We start from the raw sequence: 25748 nt of genomic DNA on the forward strand, positions 1-25748 counted from the left end.
GTCGTCGTGCGCTGAAGATCGCGATGAGGTGGGTGCGCCAGGGCAACGTGCCCGAAAAGCCGAGGAGGAGCCGATGACCCGCACCAAGCGGACCACGCCGCCGGACGTGTTCGCGCCCGCCAAGCTCGGACCGGTGAGCCTGCGTAACCGCACGATCAAGGCGGCGACGTACGAGAATATGGCGCGACACGGCCTGGTCACCCAACCGCTCATCGACTTCCACGTCGAGCACGCCGCCGGTGGCGTCGGGATGACCACCGTCGCCTACTGCGCGGTCGCCAAGGAAGGTCGCACCGATGGCCGTCAGATCTACTGGCGGCCCGAGGCGCTGCCGGGGTTACGCCGGCTGACCGAAGCCGTGCACGCGGAGGGGGCGGCGATTTCCGCCCAGATCGGCCACTCCGGTCCGGTCGGCAACTCCAGGGTCACCGGTGGGCCCGCGTTGTCGCCGAGTCGGTTCTTCAACGCGCAGTCGCTTCGCCCCACGGCCCCGGCCACGCGAGCCGACCTCGATCGCGTGGTCCGCGCGCACGGGGACGCGGCACGGATGGCGATCGAGGCCGGTTTCGACGCCGTGGAGGTGCACCTCGGGCACAACTACCTGGCCAGTTCGTTCCTCAGCCCCAAGCTCAACCGTCGCAAGGACGACTACGGCGGATCGCTGGAGAACCGCGCGCGGCTGGCGCTGGAGATCACCCGTGCCGTCCGGGAGGCGGCCGGTGACCGCCTTGCCGTTCTCGCGAAACTGAACATGGACGACGGTGTGCCGGGCGGATTCTGGCTGGACGAGGCGATCGTGGTCGCCCAGTGGCTGGAGCGCTCGGGCACGATCGACGCGCTGGAGATGACCGCGGGCAGTTCGCTGCTCAACCCGATGTACCTGTTCAAGGGCGACGCCCCGGTGCGCGAGTTCGCCGCGCACATGCCCGAGCCGGTCAAGACCGGCGTCAAACTCGTCGGCCGGTATTTCCTGCGCGGCTACCCATACCAGGACGGCTACCTGCTCGACGACGCCCGCCAGATCCGCGCCGCGGTCGGCCTGCCGATGGTCCTGCTCGGCGGGGTCACCAACCGGGCGATCATGGACCAGGCGATGGCGGAGGACTTCCAGTTCGTGGCCATGGGCCGCGCGCTGCTGCGGGAACCGGACCTGATCAACCGGATGCAGAAAGAACCGCGCACGCGCTCGCTGTGCAACCACAACAACAAGTGCATGACCACCATCTTCAGCGGCGGCACCCGCTGCCTCCTGCGCCCCTGACCCCGGATCTCGCCACCCCAACCCTCACCTCACGTGCCTGAGCCGAGAACTCACGCGCCTGACCCGGGACACACGCGCGTGAGCCGGGAATTCGCGTGCCTGAGCCAGGAATTCGCGTGCCTGAGCCGGGGACACGCGTGCCTGGACCGGGAGTTCGGGTGCCCGAGCCGAGAACTCGCGCGCCTGGACCGGGAATTCGCGCGCCTGGACCGGGAACTCGCGCGCCTGAGCCGGGAACTCACGCGCCTGAGCCGGGGACACGCCGGGGCCTGGCGTGTCCCCGGCTGGGGACGGTGAGTTCCCGGTTCAGGCACCTGAGTTCCCGGTTCAGGCGGGTGAGTTCTGGGTTCGGGTGGGTGAGTTGCGGGTTCGGGTGGGTGAGTTGCGGGTTGGGGTGGGTGAGTTGCGGGTTCGGGGCTGGGGTGCGATCAGCCGAAGTCCCACTGGTGGCCCCAGTAGCTGTCGGCGGTGATTTCCTCGGCCGTGTAGGCGTTTTCGTCGACGTGGATGCCCTCGCAGCCGACCTCGAGGTCCCAGCCGCCGGGGGTGCGTACGTAGAACGACACCATCTTGTCGTTGGTGTGCCGGCCCAGTGTCGAGGACAGGTGGTATCCCGCGCTGGTGACACGGTCGAGCGCACGGCCGACCTCGTCGAGGGTTTCGCACTCGACCATGATGTGCACCAGGGCCGGTGCCTTCAGCTCGGGCGAGGGGATGAGCGCCAGACTGTGGTGACGGGCGTTGACGCCCAGGAAGCGGAGCCGGACCGGGCCGGCCTCCGGTGGCGCGGGCAGCCGGAACGCGCCGCGCGGCAGGAAGCCGAGCGTATCGGCGTAGAAGCGGTACGCGCCGTCCAGGTCGTTCACGGGCACGACGACGTGCCCGGCGCCCAGTTTGCCGGTCACGAAGCGGTTTCCGTACGGAGTCGCAATAGGACTGTGGTCCAGCGCCGGACCGTGGAAGATCTCCACCGGGGTGCCACCGGGCGCCTCGAAGGCGATGCCGGCCTCCACCCGCCGGGCTTCCGCCTCGTCCAGCGTCAGTGGCTTCGTGCCGATTCCCGCTGCCTCGATGGTGGCCTGAACCCGTTGCAGGGCAAGGTGATCGCGGACCTCCCAGCCGACCGCCTCGACGCGGTCGGTGTCGCCGGGCAGGATCACGATCCGCCCCGGGCGCTCGTCCATCCGCAGGTACAGCGCACCGGCCTCCGGCCCGGTGCCCTCGGCGAAGCCGATCGTGGAGAAGGCGAACTTCCGCCAAGCGTCCATATCGCTGGCGCGGACTCGAACGTAGCCGAGCGAGCTGATGTCCGGCATTCTTGGTTCCTTTGCTTGATCGGTGGTTCAGATGAGGTTGCGGAGGGCGCCTTCGGGCTCGATGCCCATCGAAAGCAGTGCGGTGGAGTGGTAAATCGGACCGGGCGTGTGGATGGCATGCTGGAGCCCGACGTGGGCGTCGCGCCAGAACCGCTGCATGATGTTCTGCCGACGCACCGCGTTTCCGCCCGAGCGCGCGAAGATCTCGTCGACCGCCGCCACCGCTCGCCACGCGCAGCGGACCTGGTTGCGCCGCACCGTGGCCCGGTCGGCGAACGTGATCTCCTTTCCCTCATCGGCCAGGTCGTAGAGCCGGCTGATGCCGTCCAACAACTGTGTCCGCGACGCCGCGATCTCCGAGGCCGCTTCCGAGATCGCCGAAAGCACATACGGGTCTTCCCTGATTTTCCCGCCCACCGCGGCCACGCGGTCGCGCTGGTAGTCCAGATGAGCCGCGAGCGCACCCTCCGAGATCCCGACGACCGCCGCGGTGATGCCCAGCGGGAACATCGCCCAGAACGGCATCCGGTAAACGGTGTCGGTGCGGCCCGCCCGTTCCGCGGCCAGTTCGCCCCCGGCGACCTCCGCGGAGTCGATCGTGCGGTAGGCGGGAATGAAGGCACCGTCGACGATGACGTCCTTGCTGCCCGTCCCGCACAGCCCGATGACATCCCAGGAGTTCTCGACGATGGTGTAATCTCGGCGCGGCAGCACGACATGCAACGTCGACGGCGGCTGGGCCGGCTTGCCGTCGGCGTCCCCGACCAGCGCTCCGAGAAAGATCCAGTCACAGTGGTCGGTTCCGGAGGAGAAGTTCCACCGTCCCCGCAGGAGGTAGCCGCCGTCGGTCGGGGTGGCGATGCCCTGTGGCGCGTAGGGGGAGGCGATCCACGTGTCCGGGTTGGTGCCCCAGACCTCGTGCTGCAGCTTGCGATCCATCAGGGCCATCTCCCACGGGTGCACACCGCCCACGCCGCACACCCACCCGGTGGAGCCGCACACCTTCGCCACCGCCATGACCGCTTCGGCGAAGTCACGCGGGTGCGCCGCGTATCCACCGAAGTCGGTCGGCTGCAGCAGCCGCATCACGCCGGCTTCGCGCACGAGCTTGACGCTCTCGTCGGAGAGCTTGCCCAGGCGCTCGGTCTCCTCCGCGGTCGCCGCCAGCCGCGTGGCGAGCTCCTCTACCCGGCGAACAACGTCATGCGCCATCGACGCACCTCCGAACTGGTGTGGCGAACAATCGCCACAAGTTCGTGGCGATGCCCTGACGCTAAAACCGCCGTCGGCCCACCACGACCGCAGATCCCGCTGATCGGGACCCCCGCGATCTCCACCGGCACCTTCTGTCCACATCGGACGCGAATTCTCGCCCGCCGCGACAACTGTGCCCGCCGCGCTCGGCGCGTGTCGACGCCTGCGTCCCGGTCAGCGGGACGACCCGGCAGCGCTACTGCTTGTACGGCGCGAGAATCAGGCGCGCGGCCAGCCTGAGTTCCGCCTCCGCCCGCTCGCGTGAGGTCTTCTCGTTCACCCAGGACACGAGCACGCCCCACCAGCTGTAGATCAGCAGCCGGACGATGGTGTGGTCCTCGTCGGTCGGCGCCGACCTGCCGAGGGTACGCAGGATGACGCGGTAGAGCTCGGATTCCGCCAGCTCGGCTTCCTTGGTGGCGGACGCGGCGTAGGTGGCCGCGGACGCCTGGATCATCGCCGCGCACAGCCGTCGGCGTCGCAGCAGCCTCCGGCCGAGCGCGACCAGCCGCTCGCCGACGTCGGCCACCGGGTCACTGCCGGCGGGTGGCCACTCGTTTTCGATGAACCGGCTGATGTGCGCTTCCCAGACCGCGGCGAACAGGTGGGTCTTGGAAGGGAAGTAGCGGTACAGGGTCCCGATCGCGACACCGGCGTCCCGGGCGATGTCGTGCATCTGCACCCGTTCGAAGCCGGCGCTGGCGCCGCGTTCCGCCGCCGCGTCGAGGATGCGGTCGCGCCGCACCACCTGGCCCTTCGACACAGGTGCCGCGGGCGGCCGGGCCTCGGCGATTCTCGCCACTGGTCCCCCTGTCGTCACATCTTGATCGTGTCTTCCAGCATAAGCGCCACCGAGGCGGTCAGCCCCGCCCGGCGTCGTCCGGCCTGGTGAGGAAGGCGAGCACGGCGCTCTCCCACGCGGCCTTCTGCTCGATCATCGCCCAGTGCCCGCAGTTTCCAAGCACGTGCAGTTCGACATTGGGCATGGTCCGCATCGGCACCAGTGCCATGTCCATCGGGCTCACCCGGTCGTCACGGCCCCAGGTGATGAGCGTGGGCGCGGTGATCTTGTGCAGCATGGCCCAGGCGGGCGGCTGGTCGGACTTCTCTGCTGCGGCCAGGCTCGCGGCCATCGCCTTCCGGCCGTACATGCGCCGGGCCGATTCGAGCGTCTTCGGTTCGGTGGCGTGCTTCCACCGCTCCTCGATCATCTCCTCGGTGACCACGTCGGGGTTGTGGACCATCGAACGCATCCACCTGACCAGGGTCTCCCGCGTCGGATTCTCGGTGAAGTCCATCAGCAGGTTGATGCCCTCGCCCGGCGCCGGGCTGAAGATGTTGCGGCCGATCCCGCCGATGGTCACGATCCGGCGGAACAGTTCCGGGCGCCGGAGCGCGACGTTGGTCGCGACGAACCCGCCCATGGAGTTGCCGATCACGTCGACCCGGTCGAGCCCGAGCCCGGCCAGAAACCGCAGTACTGCCTTGGGGGCGGCCATCATCGGGTGCTCGTCGGTTTCCTCGCTCACCCCGAATCCCGGGAACTCCAGCACGAGGCACCGGAAGTGCCGGGCGAAGGACGCCAGGTTGCCGCGGTAGTTCCGCCAGCCCGTCACGCCCGGTCCGGACCCGTGGAGCAGCAGCAGTCCAGGACCGTCACCGGCCTCGTGGTAACGCAGCACGCCTTCGTCGGTGTGCAGTTCCCGCAAGGTGTCCTCGTAGGTCGGATCGGTCATCTGCGGTTGGCCCTCTCTCCATAGTTGATCGGACGGACGGTAGGCGATGAGCACGGGCGTATGGGCCGTCCAGTCTCGGAGAACGGGACCTCGCCGGTCGTGCGGCACCGGATTCGTGGTGCCGGCTTCTCGCGGCAGGTCGTGGTCCGGTGACCGGGACTCGTCCCACCGTGCCCGGTGTGGCGGTCCTACCTTCGGGGCCGTGGTGAGCTCAGACAGCGCGATCTCAGACGGCGGCGAGGTGGTGACGCCCGCCGAGTTCCGGGCGGCGATGGCCGACTTCGCCAGCGGGGTGACCGTGGTGACCGGACTGGACGCGGGCGATCCGGTCGGGTTCGCCTGCCAGGCGTTCGCGTCGGTCTCCCTCGAACCGCCGCTGGTGGTGTTCTGTGCCGACCACCGCAGCCGGTCCTGGCCCCGGATCCGGCGGTCCGGCCGATTCTGCGTCAACGTCCTGGGTGAGCACCAGACGAGTTTGTGCGAGCGATTCGGCTCCAGCCAGGGGCGGAAGTTCGATGGCGCGGAGTGGTCACTGACGCGATGGGGAACGCCCGCGCTGCCGGACGTCCTGATGCGCGTGCACGCCGACGTGAACCAGGTGCACCCTGCCGGTGACCACGACCTCGTGGTCGGGCGGGTGCTCGCGGTCGAACGCATCGCCGAGCATCGCCCGATGATCTTCTTCCGCGGTGGGTTCGGCCTCGGGACTGCCGCTACAGCCACTCGCCGCTCTGGCCCACCGCGACAAGGCGTGCTATCGACTCGGCCGACCACGTCGGAGGCATGACGGCGCTCGCGGTGCTGCCGCGCCGCGAGCGCGCCGGCAGACCGTCCCGGTCGAACAGTTCGCCGGTGATCGTGCGCGCCGCGCTGACCACCATGGGCACCAGCCGTTCCAGGGCCATTCCCGCGTCGCCCACCAGCGAGATCGCGCCCACCGGGCCGTCCGGTCCGCGCAATGCGATCCCCACGCAGGTGATCCCGGGGAAGCATTCGCCGCGCTCGAACGCCAGGCCACGCCGGCCGCGGACGCGGCTCAGCTCCTGATGGAGCATCCCGAGATCACCGATGGTGCGCGTGGTGCGGCAGGCCAGCCCCCCGTGGTAGCCGGCGTCGACCTGCTCGGGCGGCAGCCACGCCAGCATCGCCTTCCCGAGCGCGGTGCAGTGCGCGGGGGCCCGCCCGCCGACCCGGGAGGGTACCTCGACCGCGGACCGCCCGCCCACCTTGTCGAGGTAGTACACGTCGGTGCCGTCCAGCACACCCAGGTGCACCACCAGTTCCGTGCGGACGGCCAGATCGTGCAGGACGGGGGCCGCCGCGACGCGAAGCGCGTTGTGGCCGGTCTCCCGTCCGCCGAGTCCCAGGGACCGCCGGCCGAGGCGATAGCCGGCCGTCGAGTGGTCGAGCCAGTGCAAGCGGGCGAGTTGTTCGAGTATCCGGTGAGCGGTGGACCGGGGCAGGTGGGTCCGCTGCACGACGTCTTCGAGCGTCAGGCGGGTATGCGGGCGATCGAACAGGTCCAGGATCAACGTCATCCGCTCGACCATCGACGGCGGCGGCCTCCGCTGCTCGACCGCGGCCTCGGCATTCCTGTTCAGCATCGAGGTCATGCTCGCTCCCACCTCACCGGCGAGGTTGAAATCAATTCTATTTCTACGCTAGCAGCGACCGGCGTGCCAGGGAAGTGATCGACTCGCCCGCCCGGGTCGTGCCCGTGGGCGGTCCCGGTCATCGGGACGAGCACGAGATCCGCCCGGGTGGGGCCATAACGTCGGAGGATGCCAACAGCCGAGGCGATCACCGACGCCGTTCGCCGTTACCTGAAAGCGGTTGCCGGCGGTACGGCCGCCGACATCGCCGCCTGCTTCGCCGAGAACGCCACGCTCGAAGATCCGGTGGGCAGCGAGCCACACCGGGGCCGGGCGGCCATCCAGCGCTTCTTCGAACCGATCACGGATGCCCGCAGGGAAACGGAGCTGATCGCGATTCGAGTGGCTTCGTCCAGTGCTGCCTTCCATTTCCGGGTGCGTACGGAGCGGGGCGGCCAGGTGGTCGAGGTCCAACCGATCGATGTCATGACCTTCGACGAGAACGGCCTGATCGTCGAAATGCGCGCGTTCTGGAGCGAAGCCGACATAAGGTTGGGGTGACCATGCCTGACGACGGTGAGGTACGCGCGCTCGCGAGGCGGATTGAGGTGATCGAGGCTGTCGAGGCGATAAAGAAGATGAAGTACCGCTACTGGCGAGCGTGTGATGCCAAAGACCCCGACGGATTTCGCCGCTGCTTCATCGCCCGCGGCGCCTCGATCGATTATGGCCGGCTCGGCCGGCACGACGACGTGGAACCCATTTTACGAATATACCGCGATATCGCGCTGCGCAAGGTGAACGGGCAATACGTCGTCCTGGACATGCACCACGGATTCCACCCCGATATCGAGCTGGTGGGCCCGGGAGAGGCGACCGGGCGGTGGACGCTGCGGATGCGCCAGATCGACATCGAGCGCGGCACGGAGACGGTCATGGCCGGGGAGTACGACGACCGGTACGTGATCGAGGACGGGAAATGGAAACACAGCCAATGCCATTTCCGCGTGCTGTGGTCGATCAGCCGTCCTATCGGGCCGGAGGTGACCATCTTGGGGTCAAATGGTCAGTGCGTTTCCGGCTTGTAGCAACAGTTATGGGAACAGGCTTTGACGGCCTGCTGGTTGGCTGGACGAAAACCCGTGGACAGTGCTGCGGCATCCGACGTATCGTCGGTGGACTCACTGAGCTGGATGGCCTGCACCTGAATCGAAAGTGGTGGTGACCGCCGACCGGCCGCACCGACTCGGGTGCGGACGTGTGCGAGAGCCTGTTCAGGACTGGCGTGCCCATGAGCCTTCGACCACTGGTGAACGGTCGCGTAGCGGCTCCCACCAGTCGCGGTTGTCGGCATACCAGCGGACGGTCTCGCGCACTCCGGCCTCGAACTCCACGAGGGGTTCCCAGCCGAGCTCGCGGCGGATCTTGGCGGAGTCCAGCAGGTAGCGGCGGTCATGACCCGGACGGTCGGGCACCTCTTGCTTCAGCGACGCGGGCAGTTTCAGTTCGTCGAGCACCAGGTCCGCGATCTGCTCGACGCTGGCTTCGACGCCGGTGCCCACGTGGTAGGTCTCGCCGATCCGGCCTCGGCAGAGCACTGCGTCGATGGCGCGGACGTGGTCGGAGGCGTGGATCCATTCGCGACGGTTGTCCTTGGAGCTGTAGACCGGCAGTGGCCGGCCGTCCAGCGCGTTGGTGGTGAACAGCGGCAGGACCTTTTCCGGGAACTGGTGTGAGCCATAGTTGTTAGCGCAGTTGGTGATGGTGATCGGCAGGCCGAATGTTTCGTAATAGGCGCGCACTGCGTGGTCGCCGCCCGCTTTGCTGGCGTTGTACGGGGTTCGTGGCCGGTACGGCGACCGTTCGGTGAATGCTTGGTCGGCGTCCAGCGCGAGGTCACCGTAGACCTCACAGGTGGAGACGTGATGAAAGCGTTCGAGGCCGGCTTGGCGGGCGGCTTCCAGCAGGGCTTGGGTGCCCAGCACGTTGGTGCGGAAGAACCGCCCGGGATCGACGACCGCCAGGCTGTTGTGCGACTCGGCGGCGAAGTTGACGATCACGTTGACGCGATGGTCGCGCAGCACCTGCTCGGCGTCGGCGATGTCGGCGTGCACGAAGGTGATCTGCTCGCGCACGTCGGCCAAATTGGTCTCGGTACCCGCGTAGGTCAGCGCGTCCAGCGCGATGACGCTGTCGTCTGGGTGCTCTCGCACCCAGTGGCGGACGAAGTGGGAGCCGATGAATCCGGCTGCTCCCGTGACGAGGAGACGCATGTCAGCCTTCCTGCTCGGTGCTGGTGATCGGGGCGACTCCGGGTGGTTCAGCAACTGCGGTGGCAGGCCAGCCGCGGAATTCCACCTCCAACCGGAAACGGTGTCCGAGGTAGCGATGCTCGGACAAGGCGATGGGTTTCTCGTCTGGTCCCACAGCGAGACGGCGGACCAGCAGCACAGGGGTGGAGACGGGAACCTCGAGCAGGTCCTCAACGCGCTGGGAAGCGGCCGTGGCGGCGATGCTCTGGTGGACCACGGCAACCCAGTGCCCATGGCGGCGCAGGGTTTCCCAGATTCCTGGATCCTCGGCGTCCGCGCGGCTGATTGGTGCCGCCAGCGCCAGTGGGACCCACTCGGTGACCACGTCCAGCGGTGTCGTACCGGCCCGTCGCAACGCCTGGACGCGCAGCGTCTCGGTGTTGCCGGGAATTGCCAGCAGGTGGGCCACGCTGTCCGGGGTGGCGCCGTAGCCGTACTCGACCACCGTGCGCGCGAGCGGGACACCGGCCTCGGTGACCGCCGAGCCAGCGTGCTGGAAGCTACCCAGGGCCAAGGACTGCCCAAACGAAGCGCCGGAAACGACATACCAGCCCGACCCCTTGCGGGAGGCCAGCAGTCCCTCTGTACGGCGAAGAACCGGCTCCACATCGACATCCGGGTGCCCGGACACAGCAGTCCAAGCGAGCGGTGGGCGCGAATCAAAGCAGAGTCCGGACGCTTGGTGGCAGCGGGCGGCAGTGTCCTGGAGGAGTTCGACGGACACCACGTCGTGATGGCCGATCCGGAAGGCAACGAGTTCTGCGTCGCCGCGGGCCCGGCGTGATCCGCTTGGCTGCGCCGTCCCGCAGTGGCATGAACCCGCACATCGCCGGCCTCACGACCCCGAGTTCGGCCAGAGTCCTGCTTCATCGTCTGCGGCTAACAAGTCGTCGCGGATCTGCGCGCGCCGGATCTGGCCGGTGGCGCCGGTGCGCGGAATCGAGGCGGCGGTCCTGACTCGCCGGGGATGCTTGTGACGCGGCAGGCTGCCCAGGCGGGCACGCAGCGCCGCGGTGTCCGGCGCGGTCGCGCCGGGGCTGGGCACGACGACGGCACAGACGATCTCGCCCCAGCGCTCGTCGGGCAGCCCCACCACGGCCACGTCCTCGATCCCGGGCAGGGCGCGGATCGCCTCCTCCACCTCGACGGGTGCGATGGTTTCGCCGCCGGAACGGATGATCTCGCGCTTGCGGCCGGTGATGGTGAGGTAGCCGTCCCCGTCATACACACCGAGGTCGCCGGAGTGGTACCAGCCGCCGGCGAGCGCCTTCCCGGTCGCGTCCGGCAGGCCGAGGTAGCCGTTCATCACGGTGGGGCCGCGGAAGAGGATCTCCCCGTCCTCGGCGATGGTGATCACGCCGGGGGAGATCGGTCGGCCCACGGTGCCGGGGTGGCCCGCCAGCTCCCAGTCGCGCAGGGCCGCCATCGGCCCGGCCTCGCTGCTGCCGTACAGCACCGTGGTGGTCGCGTGCGGCGCGCGGGCCCGGATGCGTTCGACGAGGCCGGCGGAGACCCGGGAGGTGCCGGTGTCGGCGTGGGCCAGGCAGCTCAGGTCACCGGGCGCGGCGAGGACCCGTTCCCAGACGGCGGGAATGCAGTACATCGCGCTGGGCCGATGCCTGGCCACCGCCGCGTGCAGGCTCTCGGCGTCGGCCCGGGGCACGAGGTGGATGGCGGTCCGGTGCAGCCACGCCTCGATCACGTAGTGCCAGCCGCCGTAGTGGTGCAGCGGGAAGCTGGAGAGTACGCCGCGCTCACCGCGTACGGCTCCGCCGAAGGTGCCGCCTCCGGCGCTGGAGCGCAGCCACGTCGCCCGGTGACTGACGAGCACTCCCTTCGGCGCACCGGTGGTGCCGCTGGTCAGGTAGAGGATGTGCGGATCGGTCTCGGCGACGCCTGCCCGCACCGGGGCCGCCGACGCCACCTGCGCAAGCACTCCGAGATCGTCCGGCCGTCCGGTGTGGACGGTGAGGGTGGCGACGTCGAAATCCGCCGCCCCATCCACCCGCGGACCGTCGACGACCAACAACCGCGGCTCCAGGTAGTCGAGGATGGCCGCCATCTCCGTGGCCTCGGCCGTCGGGGGTAGCGGGGCGAAGACAGCGCCGAGCCGGGCACACGCGAGCAGCGCCGGCAAAGAGGCCGTCGTGCCCGCCGTCCACCAGGCCAGCAGGCTGCCCCGTTCGATGCCCTTGGCCGCGAGGGCGTGCGCGACGCGGTTGGCCTCGGCGTCCAGTTCCGCGAAGGTGATCGACCGGCCGGCCAGGGTGGCCGCGACGCCGTGCGGTTTCAGCACGGCGGCGTCCGAGACCACCTCACCGATCAGCAGCCCCACCCTGCCTCCTTGCGATACGCGTCCCGTCCGCACATTGATCCAAGCGCTTGCTCGGTTGGGGTGCACGGCGGAATCCCGGTGATCGGGATGGCCGGGGCCGTGGCGCCGTGGAGCTCGGTAGAACGGTGGCAGGGAGGCGCCTGATGGACGAGCGCACGATGCTGGCCTACCGAGTCACCGGCTGGGGCGGCCCGGCCCAGTTGCGAGAGGTTCCGGTGCCCCGACCCGGACCGGGACAGGTGCTGGTGCGGGTCGCCGGGTGCGGGCTGTGCCGGTCGGATCTGGGCATGATGCGGATGCCGGCGTCCAGGGGCCAGGCGCTCGGCTGGAGTATGCCGTTCACGCTCGGGCACGAGACGGCAGGCCGGGTGGCGGCGATCGGCTCGGCGGCCGCGGTCGACCTCGCCGAGGGCGACGCGGTAGCACTGGTCGCGGCAGCGTCCTGCGGCCGGTGCCGGTACTGCGTCGCCGGACAGGACAACGCGTGCCCAGCCAGCGCGACCGGCCGGGGTTATGGTCGCGACGGGGGCTTGGCGCCGTATGTGCTCGTCGGGGACCCGCGCGATCTCGTTCCGTTGGGGGACCTCGCGCCGGAGTCGGCAGGGCCCCTCACCGATGCGGGGTCGACCGCGTATCACGGCGTGCGCCGCATCCGGCCCCGGCTCCTGCCCGAGGCGACCGCGGTCGTCCTCGGTGCCGGCGGGTTGGGTGGTTTCGCGGTGCAGTTCTTGCGGGTGCTCGGGGCGGCGCGGGTGATCGCGGTGGACGTGTCGGCCGACCGGCGCGACCGGGCCGTCGAACTCGGTGCGCACGAGGCGATCGACGGTGTCGACGAGTCGACGGTGGAGGCGCTCCGTGAGCGTACGGGTGGTGCCGGAGCCGACGCGGTGCTGGACTTCGTCGGCACGGACGTGACGATCGGCTGTGGGCTCGGCGCGCTCGCGCCGGGTGGCGCTTTCGGCCTGGTCGGTTCGGCCGGCGGGGGCTTGCGCGGGAACTGGTTTTCCGGGCTGCCGCGGGACGGGGAGGTGTTCACCTTCCAGGGATCCGATATCAGCGACACCCGTGCCGTGGTCGCACTGGCCCGGTCGGGAATGATCAGCAACCGGGTGGAGACCTTCGCGCTGGAAGACGTCGGCGAGGCGTATCGCCGGCTCGCCGAGGGATCGGTGCCCGGACGTGCGGTGGTCAATCCCTGAGAGCTGTTGGAGAGCACCAGCTGGTCCTGATCACGATCGAGCCGGACTGGGCGAAGCTGCTGGACTTCGAGACCACCCTCCCCAGGTCCGTCGAGGAACTCGTGCTGGCACGCCAGGGCACGGCACGGAGTTGATCCGGAGGCGCCACGGGCAAGTCGAGGAGGACTTCAGGGCGCGGTCAGGAACTCGGCGAGGAGAGCCTCGAACGCTTCCTTGCGCTCCACCTGGGCCCAATGGCCGCAGTTGGCGAAGATGTGCAGGTCGGCGTTCGGCATGCGCCGGGTGGCGAAGAACGCTCCCTCGAGCGGCAGCATCCGGTCGTCGCGACCCCAGGTCACCAGCGTCCGGTGGGAAATCCGTCCGGTCCGTGTCCACATCGGACCATGAGCAGACGGTTTCCCGAGGCTGGCGAAGACGTTGCGCATCCTCTTGATCGCGCCGGGAGCGAGCGCGCGTTCGGTGCGCTCCCGGATGACGTCCTCCGGCACACTCGCCGGGTTGGAGACCATGGTGTCCACCCAGGCGCGCATCGCGGCCTCGGACGGCGAGGACATGAAGTCGAACAACCGCCGGGCGCCTTCGGACACCGGCGGTGAGAAGATCTCGGCCGCGATCCCGCCCGGCCCCATCAGCACCATCCGGTCGACCCGTTCCGGATGGGCGAACGCGGTTTCGAGCGCGACGAATCCGCCCATGGAGTTGCCGACCAGGTGCGCCTTGTCGACCCCGAGATCGGCCAGCAGCGACACGACCGCCTCGGCCGCGTGCTCCGGATACGGCTTGGTGTGAGGCACTTCGGGGCTGTCGCCGAAGCCGGGCATGTCCACCACGATCGTCCGGAACGTGCGGGCGAGTACGGGGAGGTTCGCCGCGTAGTTCGACATCCCGGACACCCCCGGCCCGGAGCCGTGCAGCATCACCAGCACCGGACCGGACCCCGCCTCCCGGTAGACCAGCTCGTAGGCGCCGCGACTGATCTTCGGCGCGATTTCGACCGTCGTCATCGGCTGCCTTCCCATGCTCCATCGGTGGTACGGATAGCGTTCCCGCGAACGCTAACGAATCCGCGGAGCAGGCGGCGAGCCGTCTTCCCGCTCACCGGGATGCCCGGTAGTCGCAGTGAGACAAGCTCCCTAGCGTCGGCTCCGTCGTAGCCCGATTCAGTGCGCCAAGCGCTTGGTTAAATGCCTACCGACCCGGTCCACGCTCCAATGGAGGCCCGATGTCCGTCACCGAACCGCTCGCGCCGGCACCCGCTCGCGACACCAGCGTCGACCTGCTCGTGATCGGCTCGGGAACCGGCATGGCCGCCGCGCTCGCGGCCGCCGAGCGCGGGCTGGACGTGCTGATCGTGGAGAAGACCGATTACGTCGGCGGCTCCACCGCTCGGTCGGGCGGGGCCTTCTGGATCCCGGCGAGCCCGATCCTGGCCGAGAGCGGGGCCGCCGACTCGCCACAACGGGCCGTGGAGTACACCCGTGCCGCCGTGGGCGATACCGCGCCCGAGGAACGCTGGCAGGCGTTCCTCGACCACGGCCCGCAGACCGTGGAGATGCTGCGACGGACCACCCCGCTGAAGTTCTTCTGGGCCAAGGGATATTCGGACTACCACCCGGAGCTGCCCGGCGGGTCGGCCGTCGGCCGGACCTGCGAGAGCCGCCCCTTCGACGCCTCGGTGCTGGGAGCCCAGCGACGTCGCCTGCGCCCGGGGCTGCTCAAGGCGCCGGTGCCGATGCCGGTCACGGGCGCCGACTACAAGTGGATGAACCTCCTGACGCGGGCGCCGCTGCGTGCCCTCCCGCGGGTGCTCCGCCGCGCGGCGCAAGGGATCGGCGGGCTCGCAGTCGGCCGCGAGTACCTCGCCGGGGGCCAGGCACTGGCCGCGGGCCTCTACGCCGGCGTGCTGCGCGCCGGGATTCCGGTGTGGACGCGCACCGCGCTGACCGGCCTGCTCACCGAGGGAGAGACGGTCACCGGCGCGCGGCTGGTGCAGGACGGGCGGGAGGTCACCGTCACCGCCCGGCGCGGCGTTGTGCTGGCCGCGGGCGGCTTCGACCACGATCTCGCGATGCGGCGCAAGTATCAGCTCGAATCGATCGAGGCGGGCTGGAGTCTGGGCAGCGAGGGCAACACCGGTGACGCGATCGGCCTCGCCCAGGAGATCGGTGCGGACGTCGCCTGCCTGGACCAGGCGTGGTGGTTCCCGGAGGTGGCCCCGCTGCCCGGCCGCTCGCCGCAGGTGCTGCTCGCCGAACGGTCGCTGCCCGGGTCGTTCATGGTCGACGGCACCGGGAACCGGTTCGTCAACGAGGCGACCGACTACATGTCCTTCGGTCAGACGGTGCAGGCCCGCGAGCGGGCCGGTGACCCGGTCGGCACGATGTGGCTGGTCTTCGACCAGGCCTACCGCAATCGGTACGTGTTCGCGGGGTCGCTGTTCCCGCGGATGCCGATTCCCCCGGCCTGGTTCGAGGCGGGAATCGCGCACCGCGCGGCCACCCCGGGCGAGCTGGCGGAAGCGGTCGGCGTGCCGGTGGACGCCTTCACCGGGACCTTCGCCCGGTTCAATGCGTTGGCCGCCACCGGAACCGACCACGACTTCCACCGTGGGGCCAGCGCCTACGACCGCTACTACGGCGACCCCACCGTCGCCCCGAACCCGAACCTGCGACCGCTGGCGGGAACGCTGTACGCGGTGCGAGTGGTCCTGGGCGACCTGGGCACGTGCGGTGGCTTGCGAGCGGACCGGCACGGCCGGGTGCTGCGGACGGACGGGACGCCGATGCGCGGGCTGTACGCGTTGGGCAACACGGCCGCGAACGCCTTCGGCCACACCTATCCCGGCGCGGGCGCGACGATCGGTCAGGGGCTGGTGTTCGGCACCATCGTCGCCGAGCACGCCGCGCTCGGCGAGGCATGAGGAGCGACCATGGCGACCCAGCAGGAATTGTTCGGCGGCGGGATCGCCGTCGTGACCGGGTCCGGTTCCGGGATCGGCGAGGGCCTTGCCCACCATCTTGCCGAGCGGCTCGGGATGACGGTCGTGGTGGCCGATATCGACGGGGCCGCGGCCGAGCGGGTAGCGGGTGCTCTCGGCGCACCGGGACGGGGCGTGCCCTACCAGGTCGACGTGCGGGACGCCAACCGCGTGGCCGAACTCGCCCGCTGGGTACGCGCCGAACTCGGCCCCGTGCGGCTTCTGGTGCTCAACGCCGGGCTGGAGCAGTTCGGCTACGTCTGGGACACCCCGGTCGCGCAGTGGGAGCGGCTGGTCGACGTCAACATCAACGGTGTCTTCACCGGAGTCAGGGCGTTCCTGCCCAGCATGATCGCCGATGAGGGGCGCAGCCATCTGCTCGTGATGGCGTCGATCGGGTCGGTCGTTTCCGTCCCGCTACAGGCTGGGTACGTGATGAGCAAGCACGCCGTGCTCGGTCTCACCGAATGCCTCCACCAGGAGATCGGGCTCGTCGGCGCGGACGTGTCGGTGGCCGCCGTCCTGCCCGGCGCGGTCGAGTCGAACATCTTTTCCAGCGCCGGGGGCGTCGAAGAGGGCGACGTCGATGCCGCGGAGCGGCAGCGGCGGGCAATGCTCGCGGTGCACGAGCGCGCGATCACGCCCGCCGAGGCCGCCGAGACGATCATGGAACAGGCGGCGCAGGGCGAGTTCTACATCGTGACCCAGCCCGAAATGGTGTTGAAGGCGATGGCGGACCGAGCCACCCAACTGGCCGGCCGCCGGCCGCCCGCGCCGTTCCGCAGCAGGTTCGCCGGGAACGCCTCCCGCTGAGCCGTCGCTTCAGCCGGTGGCCTCGGCCAGGCCGGCGTGCCGTGCGCGCAGGTCCTTCTTGAGGATCTTGCCGCTCGGGTTCTTCGGCAGGGCGTCGGCGAACACCACGTACTTGGGCCGCTTGAAGGAGGCGAGCACTTCGCGGGCGTGCGCGTCCACCTGCTGCCTGGTCAACTCCACGCCTTCCTTGGGCACGACGACCGCGGTCACGGCCTCGATCCAGTGCGGGTGCGGGACACCGAACACCGCCACCTCGGCCACGCCGTCGAGCCGGTACAGGGCCTCCTCGACCTCGCGGGAGGCGACGTTCTCCCCGCCTGTTTTGATCATGTCCTTCTTGCGGTCGACCACCGTGAGGTAGCCCTGCTCGTCGAACACACCCAGATCGCCGGAGTGAAACCACCCGTTGCGGAAGGCCTCGTCGGTCTTGGCGTCGTCACGGTAGTAGCCCAGCGCGGCGTGCGGGCTGCGATGCACGATCTCGCCCACCTCGCCCGGTGGGAGCTGCCGGTCGAACTCGTCCACCACGCGGGTTTCCACGTTGAGCGAGGCCCGGCCGGCCGAACCGGCGCGGGGCAACTGCTCGTGCGGCTGCAGGATCGTGGCCAGCGGAGCCATTTCCGTCTGCCCGTAGAAATTCCACAACCGCACCTGCGGCAGGCGCCGCTGCAGCTCCCGCAGCACCTCGACCGGCATCGGCGAGGCCCCGTAGTAGCCCTTGCGCAGGCTCGACAGGTCCCGGCTGTCGAAATCGGGGTGGCGCAGCAGTGAGATCCACACCGTCGGCGGGCAGAACAGCTTGGTGACCTTCTCCCGTTCGATCGTCGCCAATACCGTCGCCGGGTCCGGTCCGGGCAGGATGATGCTGGTCGCACCGAGATACACGTCCACGGAGAAGAAGCAGTCCAGTTGCGCGCAGTGGTACATCGGCAGCGAGTGGATCTCGACGTCGTCCACGCTCATCCCGCCGTCGATCGCGCACGACACGTACTGACTGATCAACGACCGCGACGGCAGCAACACGCCCTTGGGCCGCGACTCCGTGCCCGAGGTGTACATCAGCCGCAGCGGATCGTCATCGGCCACCAGGACGTCCGGCGCCGCGTCGGAACCCGAGTCGATCCAGGTGTCGACGTCTTCCCAGTCGCCGGTCGGCGCCGTGCCGGAAAGCGAGATCCACCCCCGCACGCCCCCGCTCAGGCCCGCCGAGACGATCGCCTTCTCGGCGGTGGGGGCGAGCGTGTCCTCGGTGACCATGCCCGCGGCACCGCAGTGGGTGAGTATGTAGGCGATTTCCTCGGCGCCCAGCATGAAGTTCACCGGTACCAGCACCACGCCGAGGCGCGCGGCCGCGAAGGCGAGCACGCCGTACTGCCACGAGTTGTGGGACAGGAGCGCGAGCCGGTCGCCCTTCGCCAGGCCCTGGACGGCCAGATTGTTGGCGCAGCGGTTCACCGCGGCATCGAACTCCGCGAAGGTCACCCGTCGCTCGCCCGCGACGATGGCGAGCTTGTCCGGGTAACGCAGGGCCGTGCGGCGCAACAGATCGCCCACGGCGTGCTGGCGGGCCCGGGAGATCGCCCCGCTGACCCGTACGGTGTCCTCGCTCATGTGCTCTCGCATTCGTCGGGAGTGCCGGAAGTGCTTCGAGTATCGACCCGGACCATATTCCCGCTCACCGGGAGTGTGGATGGGTTCGGTGGGGTTGCGCTCGTAGCCTGCCTGACATGAGTGGCCCGGAGACAGCGGTCGTCATCTTCGGCATCGGAGGCCAGGGTGTGCAGCTCATCGGCAAGACGCTGGCGCTGGCCGCGACCGATGCCGGCAAGCACGCGATGCTGGCCGCGGACTACGGCGGGGAGATGCGGGGCGGGCCGTCGAACGCCTCGGTGGTGATCGGGGCCGCGCCGCTGCGGGCCCTGCCCATCCTGCCTGCGGTGGATGCGGCGATCGTGGCCAACCACAAGTTCAGTGGCGTGGTGCCCGAACGGCTGCGGCCCGGCGGGCTGCTGCTGCTCAACAGCTCCATTGTGGACGCCACCGCCGCCGGCGAAACGCACCGGGTCGTCGAGGTGCCGGCCACCGGGATGGCCACGGAGCTGGGTGCGCCGCAGGCGGCCGGGTTCATCCTGCTCGGCGCGTTCGCCGGCCTCACCGGTCTGGTGGACCACGATCACCTCGTGGCGGCGATGACGTCGCTGTTGCCGCCCTACCGGCGTCAGCACGCGGCGACGAACGCAGCGGCGCTGAAGGCCGGTGCGGCCGCGGTCGCCGGCGCGGGGGCGGCGATATGACGGCGGAGACGACCGGGCTTCGGTTGATGGAGGGTGCCGCCGCGATCGGGGAGTCCGCGATCCTGGCCGGGTGCCGGTTCTTCGCCGGCTATCCGATGTCGCCGTTCACGGCGTTGCTGGAGCACATGTCCAAGGCGCTGCCGGCCGCCGGTGGCGTGTGCATCAACGCCGAGAGCGAAATCGAGGGCGTCAACATGGCGCTGGGCGCGGGCGCGACCGGTGCCCGCGCCGCGACGGGGTCGTGCGGGCAGGGGATCGCGCTCATGCAGGAGGCCATCGCGGAGGCCGCGCTCAACGAGACGCCGATGGTCGTGTTCAACATGGCCCGCAACCAGCAGGACTACTTCCAGGCCACGCGCGGCGGCGGCTGGGGCGACTACCGCACGATCACGCTGGCGCCCAAGGACATTCCGGAAGCCGTGGAGCACACCCAGCTGCTGTTCCATCTCGCCGAGCTGCACCGCGGCCCGACGATCCTGTACGGCGATCCGTTGCTGGCGCAGACCAGAGTGGGCGTGCATCTGCGGCGCATCGAGTTCGGCGAGCTACCGCCGCGGGACTGGGCGCTGGACGGCACGACCGGCGGCAGCGGGCACTCCCGTCAGGTCTGGACCTGGGCGATGGGCAAGGCCACCGACCCGGGCCCCGGCCCCGACCGGCACTGGCGCGACGTCGCCGCGAAGTTCGATCGGATCGCCGAAACCGAGCAGCGCAGCGAAAGTGGGTACGTCGAGGACGCGGACACCGTGGTGGTTTCTTTCGGGAGCGCGGCGAAGTTCGTGGAGTACGTCGTCGAGGAATTGCGTGCCGAAGGCCATCGGATCGGCTGGTTCCGGCCGATCACGCTGTGGCCGTTTCCGGGGCCGGCGCTGGCGGCGGCCACCCGCGGGGCACGCCGGGTGCTCGTCTTCGAGCTCAACGCGGGACAGATGCTGGACGACGTGCGCCAGTACGCGCACGACCGGTCGGCCATCCGGTTCATCGGCGGGGTCAGCATCCACGAGTCCGGCCTGGCCTACGGCCCGCTGCTGGACGCGCCGCGCATCCGCGAACGCATCCTGGCGGCCGCGGCCGAAGGAGGACGGTAATGACGCGGGAACTCATCCCCACCGACCGGCCGCCGGAGCCGGCCGGCCGCAAGGTCGCGGACTTCCGGCCGTCTTTGGTGCTCGGCGAGCATTCGCTGTGCCCCGGCTGCGGCGAGCCGGTGGCGCTGCGGATCCTGCTGGAAACGTTGCAGGAACTGGATCTCGTGCGAAAGTCGATCGGAGTGGTCGGACACGGCTGCTACGGCAGTTTCGTGCGGATCATGGACGTGGAGGTGCTGCAGTGCCTGCACGGCAGGGCGCCGTCCTGCGCCACCGGCATCAAGCGCATGCGCCCGGACGTCGGGGTGTTCACGTTGCAGGGTGACGGCGACATGGTCAACGAGGGTCTGCAGGAAGTGATCCATACCGCCGCACGGGGCGAGAACGTGACGTGCATCCTGCTCAACAACGGCGTCTTCGGCGACACTGGCGGCCAGCAGACCGCGACCACCGTACTCGGCCAGCGCACCAAGACCAGCATCGAAGGGCGCGATGCGCGCCAGCACGGGCATCCGATCGCGGTCGCGGACATCGTCGCGAGCCTTGACGGAGTCGCCTACGTGGCGCGAGGAGCGGTCGGCACCGCCGGCAGCGTCATGCGCACCAAGAAGATGATCCGCACCGCGTTCGAGGCCCAGCTGGCGGGGGAGGGGTTCAGCCTGGTCGAGATTCTCACCATGTGCCCCACCGGCTGGTTCGTCGGTGCGCCGCAGGGACCCGACTACATGGCCGAGGCGATGGAGCGGGTCTACCCGCTCGGCGACCTCCGTTCCCGGCCGCTCCGGCGAGGTGATGACTGATGGCGGCCCGCGGCACCCTGGTGATCGACACCGAGCGCTGCAAGGGATGCGAGCTGTGCATCGCGGCCTGCCCGCCAGGCGTGTTGACGATGTCCGGCGAGGTGAACGAGACCGGTTACCGCTACCCGGAACTCCACGACGGCTGCACCGGATGCACCGCATGCCAGATCGTCTGCCCCGACGCCGTCTTCGCCGTCTACCGGTTCGACCAAACCTAGAACTCAGCTGCCTGAACCGGGAACATGGCATCCTGAACCGAGAACTCGGGCGCGACGAAAGCCGACCTACCCCGAACGGGTCTATCCATATGGGACTTTTTGCCCTAGGCGGTCAGATCGCCCAGGCCTAAGGTGGGCTTCGACTTGCAGGGCAGAACCCTCAGGTCTTTGCGTGGTCGGCGTCGCCGCCGTCAACGCAGCTACAGTCTGCCAACTGACGTCGACCCCGCCCGGGCGATGTGAACTGTTGCTCGCCACACATACCCCATGCGCTGGTCATGGTCACTGCTGAATTATGGCCAGTGCGTCCGCTCTCGGACCGGACGGGGCCATACGTGCGCAGAGCCAAATCAGGCGTGGGTATCTGACCGCATCCGGTCACCGAAGTAGGTTGCCATGCGTAAGAGACTCACCGCGCTCTGTGTCGGCGCGATCCTCGCAGTTGCTTTCTCTGTAGCCGGCTTCGTCCCGGCCTCGGCGGCGACCGCTCACAACGGTTTCCCTGATCGCCAAAGCAGCACACTATTGCTGTCGGCAGCGCACGCGAGTGCCGCTAGCAGCCAGGCCACCGAGCGGGTTGCAAGCACACCCAAGGGGGGCGGCTTTGGTGGGGATTGCACGACGTACCTCAGTCCCAACCTGACCCCATGTGGTACGGGAACGAGCCTGACAGTCGCTCCAGGCGAGGGACTGTACGTGTCCATCATTCCACCGATGCTCTCCACCTCGGCCACGGCTTGTTCCGACCCGGGGGGCGCCATCTGCGCGACCATCGGCCAGAACCAAACCGGCCAAGATTTCAACTTAGGCTTCAACAACGGCAGTCAGGATATCCCTGTCACCACCATTTACATGAGTTCTACGCAGGTGGAAACTCTTACTATTGCGGTACAAGCCTATTGAGACGATCTCAACGACTGAGGCTGCGCTGGCGACCTGACGTCACCTCACGGCCTTGCGCCAAAGCCCGGCCATCGCCTCGGCGGACGCGCGGGTGGCCGGGTGTCGCGAGCCGAGACGGCGTGTCGAACGGCAGTTTCCGGCCGGGCGACGACGGATCAGGCCACCGGCACGGCTAACGATCGGTGGCGCACCACGGTCTGCCGAAGGTGGCTGTGCAGCGCCGTGGCTGCGGTGCGCAGGGTCATGGGCATGCGTTCACAGGCCTCGGCGAACTCGGTGAGTGCCCGCGAATGGTCGTCGGCGTGTTCCTCTCCGAGGAGCGCGGCGAGCAGCGCGACCGCCTCGTCCGCGGGCAGCGCGTCGAGTTCGACGCGCGCCGCTCCGTCGACCGCGGTCAGTTCGTCGAGCGGGTAGCGGCTGGTGACGACGGTGAGGCAGGTCGACGCGCCGGGCAGTAGCGGCCGAACCTGTTCCGCCGACGCGGCGTCGTCCAGGACCAGCAGCAGGCTTTTCTCCGCGGTGACCGATCGGAACAGCGCCCCGGCCTCGTCCGCATCGGACGCTATGTGGGGTTCCCCGAGCGAGCGGAGCACGCTGGCGAGTGCTCGTACCGGTGTGCTGGGTTCGTCCGAGGAGCCGTGGAGGTCCAGGAAGACCTGGCCGTCGGGGAACTCCTCGGCGATCTGGTGCGCCCACCGCGTCGCGAGCGCGGTCTTGCCACACCCGCGCGTGCCCGTGACCGTGACAACCGTCGAAGCCGCCGTGGCGAGCAGCCCATCCAACTCGGCAAGCTGCCTTGCCCGCCCGCGAAAGGGCGTTACCATGCGCGGCAACTGAGCGGGCCGTGGGGCCACCCACGGAACGGCCGGAGTGCTCTCACCGAGCACATTGGACAGGGCTGCCTGTGCCCGCGGTCCCGGATGGACGCCGAGCTCGTCGCGGAGTTGCCTGCGCAGTTCGTGGTACGCGGCCAGCGCATCCGCGCGGCGACCCGCCATCGCGAGCGCTTCGATCCGGACCGCCTGCAGATCCTCGTCGAGCGGATTCGTGCGGGCCGGTTCCTCGACGATCGCCAGCGCGGCGGCCGTCCTCCCGCTCTCCAGCAACAGCCGGCCATATTCGCCGATCACCTCGCGCCGGGTGCGTTCCAGCGCCGCGGCCGCCGCCGGATCGAGGAAGTCCGGCAGCGGGCCGCGCCACAGCCGGAGCGCTTCGGCCAGCGCCTCCACGCGCTTCTGCGGATCCACCTGCCGGGCAGCGACAAGCCGACCGAACTGTGCCGCGTCCGTGTCGCCTTCGAGTACGTAGCCGTCGGTGCCGCGGCCGATGCCGATCGCAGAGCCGGCGACGGTCTTCAACCATCCGCGCAGCCGGTGCACCGTGACGGCCAGCTTCGCCCCCCGGTCGCCGGGATCGCCGGGCCACACCTGCGCACGCAGCACGTCGTCGGGCACCGCCTGGCCCGACCGTGTGGCCAGCGCCGCAAGCAGCCGCGCGGCGACGGCAGAACTGGGGCGAAAGACCTCGTCACCCGCGCCGACCCCGACCGGACCCAGTACCAGCACCTGCCGTGCCGCGGCAGGTTCCCCGCCGATGGCTTCCATCGTCCCTCCCGTCGCAGAGGTGTGACACTACCGTCTCTTCTGTCACACCACGAGAGTCTGACGTTGTGCGGACCATTTTGGTTCTGTTCTTCCTCAGATTTTCAAGAGGGAACGCCAAGACCAGTCGGGTAAGCGAAGTTGGTCCGGTTCCACCGCTCCGGCTATGTCGATATCGTCGGCGGGTGGTCCAACCAAACTTCCGCGTGACCTCGGTCTCGATCGCGGCGCCCGACCCGCGCGCACTCGCCGCCTTCTACAGCAGACTCTTGGGTTGGGCCGTTACCTCGACGGAGCCGCCACGCGCGGGCTTTCCGCCTGAAGATGGCTGGGCGCAGATCCGCCCGCCCGCTAGTTCCACGGGCCCGGCCCTGAACTTCGAGTACGAAGCCGACTACGTGCCGCCGGTATGGCCGTCGGTTACGGGTGAGCAGCAGTTGCAGACGCACCTCGACATCGCCGTCGACGACCTCGGCGCCGCCGTGGCCTGGGCACAACAAGCCGGTGCGACGCTCGCCGAATTCCAACCGCAAGACCGCGTCCGAGTCGTGTTCGACCCCGTCGGACACCCGTTCTGCCTGTTTCTGACCGAGTAGCCCGCCCCGTCCAGCGCTATGAGGAGGGCGGTTCACGGTGACGGCCATGGAAGCGGTGAAGATCATCGGAAGGGCACTCCTCGGTGTACGAGGGCACGGTGACAGCGGGAACTGGGGAGGCGCTTCCCGGCCGAAACGTGCTGCGTGTGGCGTGGAAAGGCTCGTCCTGTAACTGGTGTGTAGCCGGGGTCGGTGCCTGGAGGGTGTGGAAGGCGGTCGTAGTACTGATCGAGCCGGGTGGACAACATGACCGCCGGTGAGGGAAGGGCCGCTGCTTCGTGCGTGCATGATGTCTTCGGTCAGGCTAGTTCCACCGCGCTGGGGTCCAGGATGGACCCGGTTCGTGCTTTGCAGCATGCGCTGTACCGGCTGGCCAAGGCCGATCCGGGATGACGGTTCCACGGGTGGCGAGATGTATTGACGGAACCACTCTGGCCGATATCGAGGAGTACGGCCTTGGCCGGATTCTGGACGAAGTGGCTGAGGACCCGAGGAGTGGACGGTGGCGTCCGTTGCCGGCCCGGCGGGGCAAGCGGTGGGTGGTGGAGGAAGGGGCACTAGTGTCGCGTGTCTGAGTTTTGTTTACGGTTGATCTTGGTGAGTAGTTCGTCGGCGGTTTTGGTCCAGGTGAAGGGTTTGGCTCGGTGGTTGTATGCGTCGATGAAGTCGCGGATGGTGTCTTCGAGGTCGTTGACGCTGGTGAAGGTGCCGCGTCGGATGGCTTGGCGGGTGATGATGCCGAAGAAGATCTCGACCATGTTCAGCCAGGAACAGCTGGTGGGAGTGAAGTGCAGGGTGATGCGTTTGCTGCGGTCCAGCCATTTCTGCACGTCGGGGTGTTTGTGGGTGGCGTAGTTGTCGACCACGACGTGTAGTTTGACGCGTGGGTGGGCCTTGGCGACCTTCTTCAGGAAGGCCAGGAACTCAGTGTTGCTGTGCCGTGGATAGCAGGCGTCGGCGCTGATCCTGCCGGTGGCGACCTCCAATGCGGCGAACAGGGTTGTCGTTCCGTGGCGGACATAGTCGTGGGTCTGCCGCTCGGGCAGGCCTGGTCGCAGTGGCAATGCGAGCTGGGTTCGATCCAGGGCTTGGATCTGCGATTTCTCGTCAACGCTGACAACGACCGCGTTCGCTGGCGGGTTGAGATACAGGCCCACCACGTCGCGGATCTTGGGCTCGAGTTCCGGGTCGGTGGGGCGTGTCATGCCAACTGTGTAGGTCGGAGGTGATCCATGATCGACTGGCTGGTTAGCTGGTCGGAAGGGACACCGAGTGACTAAGGACACATCGTCTGGCGGGTCGTCGGCTCGTACGGATGAGGCGGCGGCGCGGCGGTTGGCGGAAGCTCTCTCGCCGGCGACGATCGATTCGTTGATCAAGGACGCGCAGGCGTCGGGCACACCGTTGGACGGCGCGGACGGTTTGCTCAACCAGATGACCAAGGCGGTCCTTG

The 25748-nt window shown here is 69.0% G+C and carries 27 protein-coding genes and 1 pseudogene; 16 read left to right on the forward strand and 12 right to left on the reverse strand.

Features of this window, described 5'->3' with window-relative positions; all coding sequences use genetic code 11:
- The first annotated feature begins 73 nt into the window (after window positions 1-73).
- Together A3CU_RS45610 and A3CU_RS52505 are read left to right on the forward strand one after the other, a co-directional pair.
- Window positions 74-1261: an NADH:flavin oxidoreductase gene (locus tag A3CU_RS45610; protein WP_043841747.1), complete on the forward strand. Its 1188-nt coding sequence runs from the start codon at window positions 74-76 to the stop codon at window positions 1259-1261.
- Between the two features lie 78 nt (window positions 1262-1339).
- Window positions 1340-1558, forward strand: a complete 219-nt coding sequence (locus A3CU_RS52505) for a hypothetical protein (protein WP_156960428.1) — start codon at window positions 1340-1342, stop codon at window positions 1556-1558.
- 131 nt (window positions 1559-1689) lie between these two features.
- Here A3CU_RS52505 and A3CU_RS0119865 read toward each other — a convergent pair whose 3' ends face one another.
- The 4 genes from A3CU_RS0119865 to A3CU_RS0119880 all read right to left on the reverse strand — a co-directional run bounded on the left by A3CU_RS0119865 (window position 1690) and on the right by A3CU_RS0119880 (window position 5567).
- Entirely contained in the window at window positions 1690-2577 is an 888-nt protein-coding gene (locus A3CU_RS0119865) for a VOC family protein (RefSeq protein ID WP_027943791.1), read from the reverse strand.
- 27 nt (window positions 2578-2604) lie between these two features.
- Complete coding sequence (locus tag A3CU_RS0119870) at window positions 2605-3789, reverse strand: acyl-CoA dehydrogenase family protein (protein ID WP_027943792.1); 1185 nt, start codon at window positions 3787-3789, stop codon at window positions 2605-2607.
- Between the two features lie 238 nt (window positions 3790-4027).
- Window positions 4028-4633, reverse strand: coding sequence for a TetR/AcrR family transcriptional regulator (locus tag A3CU_RS45615; protein WP_027943793.1), 606 nt, complete (start codon window positions 4631-4633; stop codon window positions 4028-4030).
- A gap of 58 nt (window positions 4634-4691) precedes the next feature.
- Window positions 4692-5567 (reverse strand): alpha/beta fold hydrolase, encoded by an 876-nt coding sequence (locus A3CU_RS0119880; RefSeq protein WP_027943794.1) that lies wholly within the window; start codon window positions 5565-5567, stop codon window positions 4692-4694.
- Window positions 5568-5769: 202 nt separating this feature from the next.
- Here A3CU_RS0119880 and A3CU_RS0119885 point away from each other — a divergent pair, with 202 nt between their 5' ends.
- The gene (locus A3CU_RS0119885) at window positions 5770-6354 is read left to right on the forward strand and encodes a flavin reductase family protein (RefSeq protein WP_027943795.1); all 585 of its coding nucleotides are present in this window, start codon (window positions 5770-5772) and stop codon (window positions 6352-6354) included.
- On the opposite strand, the gene A3CU_RS0119890 is transcribed toward A3CU_RS0119885, so the two are convergent.
- Entirely contained in the window at window positions 6281-7180 is a 900-nt protein-coding gene (locus tag A3CU_RS0119890; protein WP_052371887.1) for an IclR family transcriptional regulator, read from the reverse strand. The two genes, A3CU_RS0119885 and A3CU_RS0119890, sit on opposite strands and share 74 nt — an antisense overlap.
- A 168-nt stretch (window positions 7181-7348) precedes the next feature.
- On the opposite strand from A3CU_RS0119890, the gene A3CU_RS0119895 reads away from it, so the two are divergent.
- The gene (locus A3CU_RS0119895; RefSeq protein WP_027943797.1) at window positions 7349-7720 is read left to right on the forward strand and encodes a nuclear transport factor 2 family protein; all 372 of its coding nucleotides are present in this window, start codon (window positions 7349-7351) and stop codon (window positions 7718-7720) included.
- 2 nt (window positions 7721-7722) lie between these two features.
- Window positions 7723-8247, forward strand: coding sequence for a nuclear transport factor 2 family protein (locus tag A3CU_RS0119900; RefSeq protein ID WP_027943798.1), 525 nt, complete (start codon window positions 7723-7725; stop codon window positions 8245-8247).
- 186 nt (window positions 8248-8433) lie between these two features.
- Here A3CU_RS0119900 and rfbB read toward each other — a convergent pair whose 3' ends face one another.
- Window positions 8434-9432 (reverse strand): dTDP-glucose 4,6-dehydratase, encoded by a 999-nt coding sequence (gene rfbB, locus A3CU_RS0119905; RefSeq protein WP_027943799.1) that lies wholly within the window; start codon window positions 9430-9432, stop codon window positions 8434-8436.
- 1 nt (window position 9433) lies between these two features.
- On the reverse strand, window positions 9434-10102 hold the full coding sequence (locus tag A3CU_RS0119910; RefSeq protein ID WP_084143413.1) for a GntR family transcriptional regulator: 669 nt from the start codon (window positions 10100-10102) through the stop codon (window positions 9434-9436).
- On the opposite strand from A3CU_RS0119910, the gene A3CU_RS54575 reads away from it, so the two are divergent.
- On the forward strand, window positions 10091-10255 hold the full coding sequence (locus A3CU_RS54575) for a VOC family protein (protein WP_342668920.1): 165 nt from the start codon (window positions 10091-10093) through the stop codon (window positions 10253-10255). The two genes, A3CU_RS0119910 and A3CU_RS54575, sit on opposite strands and share 12 nt — an antisense overlap.
- Before the next feature lie 51 nt (window positions 10256-10306).
- Here A3CU_RS54575 and A3CU_RS0119920 read toward each other — a convergent pair whose 3' ends face one another.
- Window positions 10307-11806, reverse strand: coding sequence for a class I adenylate-forming enzyme family protein (locus A3CU_RS0119920; RefSeq protein WP_027943801.1), 1500 nt, complete (start codon window positions 11804-11806; stop codon window positions 10307-10309).
- 143 nt (window positions 11807-11949) lie between these two features.
- Between A3CU_RS0119920 and A3CU_RS0119925 the strand changes: the two genes are divergently transcribed.
- Entirely contained in the window at window positions 11950-13005 is a 1056-nt protein-coding gene (locus A3CU_RS0119925) for an alcohol dehydrogenase catalytic domain-containing protein (RefSeq protein ID WP_245617204.1), read from the forward strand.
- A gap of 167 nt (window positions 13006-13172) precedes the next feature.
- Here the strand turns inward: A3CU_RS0119925 and A3CU_RS0119930 are convergent, their stop codons facing one another.
- The gene (locus A3CU_RS0119930) at window positions 13173-14009 is read right to left on the reverse strand and encodes an alpha/beta fold hydrolase (RefSeq protein ID WP_027943803.1); all 837 of its coding nucleotides are present in this window, start codon (window positions 14007-14009) and stop codon (window positions 13173-13175) included.
- Window positions 14010-14227: 218 nt separating this feature from the next.
- Between A3CU_RS0119930 and A3CU_RS0119935 the strand changes: the two genes are divergently transcribed.
- Window positions 14228-15925, forward strand: coding sequence for a 3-ketosteroid-delta-1-dehydrogenase (locus tag A3CU_RS0119935; RefSeq protein ID WP_027943804.1), 1698 nt, complete (start codon window positions 14228-14230; stop codon window positions 15923-15925).
- 9 nt (window positions 15926-15934) lie between these two features.
- A complete protein-coding gene (locus A3CU_RS45625) occupies window positions 15935-16795 on the forward strand; it encodes an SDR family oxidoreductase (RefSeq protein WP_043841751.1) in 861 nt (286 codons plus the stop codon).
- A 9-nt stretch (window positions 16796-16804) separates the two neighbouring features.
- Here A3CU_RS45625 and A3CU_RS0119945 read toward each other — a convergent pair whose 3' ends face one another.
- Complete coding sequence (locus A3CU_RS0119945; protein ID WP_156960429.1) at window positions 16805-18406, reverse strand: acyl-CoA synthetase; 1602 nt, start codon at window positions 18404-18406, stop codon at window positions 16805-16807.
- A 116-nt stretch (window positions 18407-18522) separates the two neighbouring features.
- Here A3CU_RS0119945 and A3CU_RS0119950 point away from each other — a divergent pair, with 116 nt between their 5' ends.
- The 5 genes from A3CU_RS0119950 to A3CU_RS52510 all read left to right on the forward strand — a co-directional run bounded on the left by A3CU_RS0119950 (window position 18523) and on the right by A3CU_RS52510 (window position 22098).
- Window positions 18523-19089: a 2-oxoacid:ferredoxin oxidoreductase family protein gene (locus tag A3CU_RS0119950; RefSeq protein WP_043841753.1), complete on the forward strand. Its 567-nt coding sequence runs from the start codon at window positions 18523-18525 to the stop codon at window positions 19087-19089.
- Window positions 19086-20177, forward strand: a complete 1092-nt coding sequence (locus A3CU_RS0119955) for a hypothetical protein (RefSeq protein ID WP_027943807.1) — start codon at window positions 19086-19088, stop codon at window positions 20175-20177. The genes A3CU_RS0119950 and A3CU_RS0119955 overlap by 4 nt, the downstream gene beginning before the upstream one ends.
- Window positions 20177-20977 (forward strand): thiamine pyrophosphate-dependent enzyme, encoded by an 801-nt coding sequence (locus A3CU_RS0119960; protein WP_027943808.1) that lies wholly within the window; start codon window positions 20177-20179, stop codon window positions 20975-20977. Before A3CU_RS0119955 ends, A3CU_RS0119960 begins: the two co-directional genes overlap by 1 nt.
- Window positions 20977-21195 (forward strand): 4Fe-4S dicluster domain-containing protein, encoded by a 219-nt coding sequence (locus tag A3CU_RS0119965; protein ID WP_027943809.1) that lies wholly within the window; start codon window positions 20977-20979, stop codon window positions 21193-21195. The genes A3CU_RS0119960 and A3CU_RS0119965 overlap by 1 nt, the downstream gene beginning before the upstream one ends.
- 396 nt (window positions 21196-21591) lie before the next feature.
- Window positions 21592-22098, forward strand: coding sequence for a hypothetical protein (locus A3CU_RS52510; protein WP_156960431.1), 507 nt, complete (start codon window positions 21592-21594; stop codon window positions 22096-22098).
- A 155-nt stretch (window positions 22099-22253) separates the two neighbouring features.
- On the opposite strand, the gene A3CU_RS45630 is transcribed toward A3CU_RS52510, so the two are convergent.
- Window positions 22254-23702, reverse strand: a complete 1449-nt coding sequence (locus A3CU_RS45630; RefSeq protein WP_052371888.1) for an AfsR/SARP family transcriptional regulator — start codon at window positions 23700-23702, stop codon at window positions 22254-22256.
- A gap of 182 nt (window positions 23703-23884) precedes the next feature.
- Between A3CU_RS45630 and A3CU_RS0119975 the strand changes: the two genes are divergently transcribed.
- Window positions 23885-24295 carry a VOC family protein gene (locus tag A3CU_RS0119975; RefSeq protein ID WP_027943810.1) on the forward strand — a complete coding sequence of 137 codons (411 nt, stop codon included), beginning with the start codon at window positions 23885-23887 and terminating at the stop codon, window positions 24293-24295.
- Between the two features lie 557 nt (window positions 24296-24852).
- On the opposite strand, the pseudogene A3CU_RS45635 reads toward A3CU_RS0119975, so the two are convergent.
- Window positions 24853-25488 (reverse strand): annotated as a pseudogene (locus tag A3CU_RS45635) (IS630 family transposase); the annotation flags it as partial.
- A 79-nt stretch (window positions 25489-25567) separates the two neighbouring features.
- Here A3CU_RS45635 and A3CU_RS53975 point away from each other — a divergent pair.
- Window positions 25568-25748, forward strand: a 181-nt coding sequence (locus A3CU_RS53975) for a hypothetical protein (RefSeq protein WP_043841805.1), incomplete at its 3' end; no start/stop codon positions are given.

Origin of the sequence: Amycolatopsis taiwanensis DSM 45107, assembly GCF_000519205.1 — a bacterium.
Taxonomy (GTDB): domain Bacteria; phylum Actinomycetota; class Actinomycetes; order Mycobacteriales; family Pseudonocardiaceae; genus Amycolatopsis_E; species Amycolatopsis_E taiwanensis.

What these genes read in the sequence shown, in the direction of transcription:
- A3CU_RS45610 (WP_043841747.1), top strand. Translation starts at nt 74, where the DNA reads ATGACCCGCACCAAGCGGACCACGCCGCCGGACGTGTTCGCGCCCGCC.
- A3CU_RS0119865 (WP_027943791.1), bottom strand. Translation starts at nt 2,577, where the DNA reads ATGCCGGACATCAGCTCGCTCGGCTACGTTCGAGTCCGCGCCAGCGAT.
- A3CU_RS0119870 (WP_027943792.1), bottom strand. Translation starts at nt 3,789, where the DNA reads ATGGCGCATGACGTTGTTCGCCGGGTAGAGGAGCTCGCCACGCGGCTG.
- A3CU_RS0119880 (WP_027943794.1), bottom strand. Translation starts at nt 5,567, where the DNA reads ATGACCGATCCGACCTACGAGGACACCTTGCGGGAACTGCACACCGAC.
- A3CU_RS0119890 (WP_052371887.1), bottom strand. Translation starts at nt 7,180, where the DNA reads ATGACCTCGATGCTGAACAGGAATGCCGAGGCCGCGGTCGAGCAGCGG.
- A3CU_RS0119895 (WP_027943797.1), top strand. Translation starts at nt 7,349, where the DNA reads ATGCCAACAGCCGAGGCGATCACCGACGCCGTTCGCCGTTACCTGAAA.
- A3CU_RS0119900 (WP_027943798.1), top strand. Translation starts at nt 7,723, where the DNA reads ATGCCTGACGACGGTGAGGTACGCGCGCTCGCGAGGCGGATTGAGGTG.
- rfbB (WP_027943799.1), bottom strand. Translation starts at nt 9,432, where the DNA reads ATGCGTCTCCTCGTCACGGGAGCAGCCGGATTCATCGGCTCCCACTTC.
- A3CU_RS0119925 (WP_245617204.1), top strand. Translation starts at nt 11,950, where the DNA reads ATGGACGAGCGCACGATGCTGGCCTACCGAGTCACCGGCTGGGGCGGC.
- A3CU_RS0119930 (WP_027943803.1), bottom strand. Translation starts at nt 14,009, where the DNA reads ATGACGACGGTCGAAATCGCGCCGAAGATCAGTCGCGGCGCCTACGAG.
- A3CU_RS0119935 (WP_027943804.1), top strand. Translation starts at nt 14,228, where the DNA reads ATGTCCGTCACCGAACCGCTCGCGCCGGCACCCGCTCGCGACACCAGC.
- A3CU_RS45625 (WP_043841751.1), top strand. Translation starts at nt 15,935, where the DNA reads ATGGCGACCCAGCAGGAATTGTTCGGCGGCGGGATCGCCGTCGTGACC.
- A3CU_RS0119945 (WP_156960429.1), bottom strand. Translation starts at nt 18,406, where the DNA reads ATGAGCGAGGACACCGTACGGGTCAGCGGGGCGATCTCCCGGGCCCGC.
- A3CU_RS0119950 (WP_043841753.1), top strand. Translation starts at nt 18,523, where the DNA reads ATGAGTGGCCCGGAGACAGCGGTCGTCATCTTCGGCATCGGAGGCCAG.
- A3CU_RS0119955 (WP_027943807.1), top strand. Translation starts at nt 19,086, where the DNA reads ATGACGGCGGAGACGACCGGGCTTCGGTTGATGGAGGGTGCCGCCGCG.
- A3CU_RS0119960 (WP_027943808.1), top strand. Translation starts at nt 20,177, where the DNA reads ATGACGCGGGAACTCATCCCCACCGACCGGCCGCCGGAGCCGGCCGGC.
- A3CU_RS0119965 (WP_027943809.1), top strand. Translation starts at nt 20,977, where the DNA reads ATGGCGGCCCGCGGCACCCTGGTGATCGACACCGAGCGCTGCAAGGGA.
- A3CU_RS52510 (WP_156960431.1), top strand. Translation starts at nt 21,592, where the DNA reads ATGCGTAAGAGACTCACCGCGCTCTGTGTCGGCGCGATCCTCGCAGTT.
- A3CU_RS45630 (WP_052371888.1), bottom strand. Translation starts at nt 23,702, where the DNA reads ATGGAAGCCATCGGCGGGGAACCTGCCGCGGCACGGCAGGTGCTGGTA.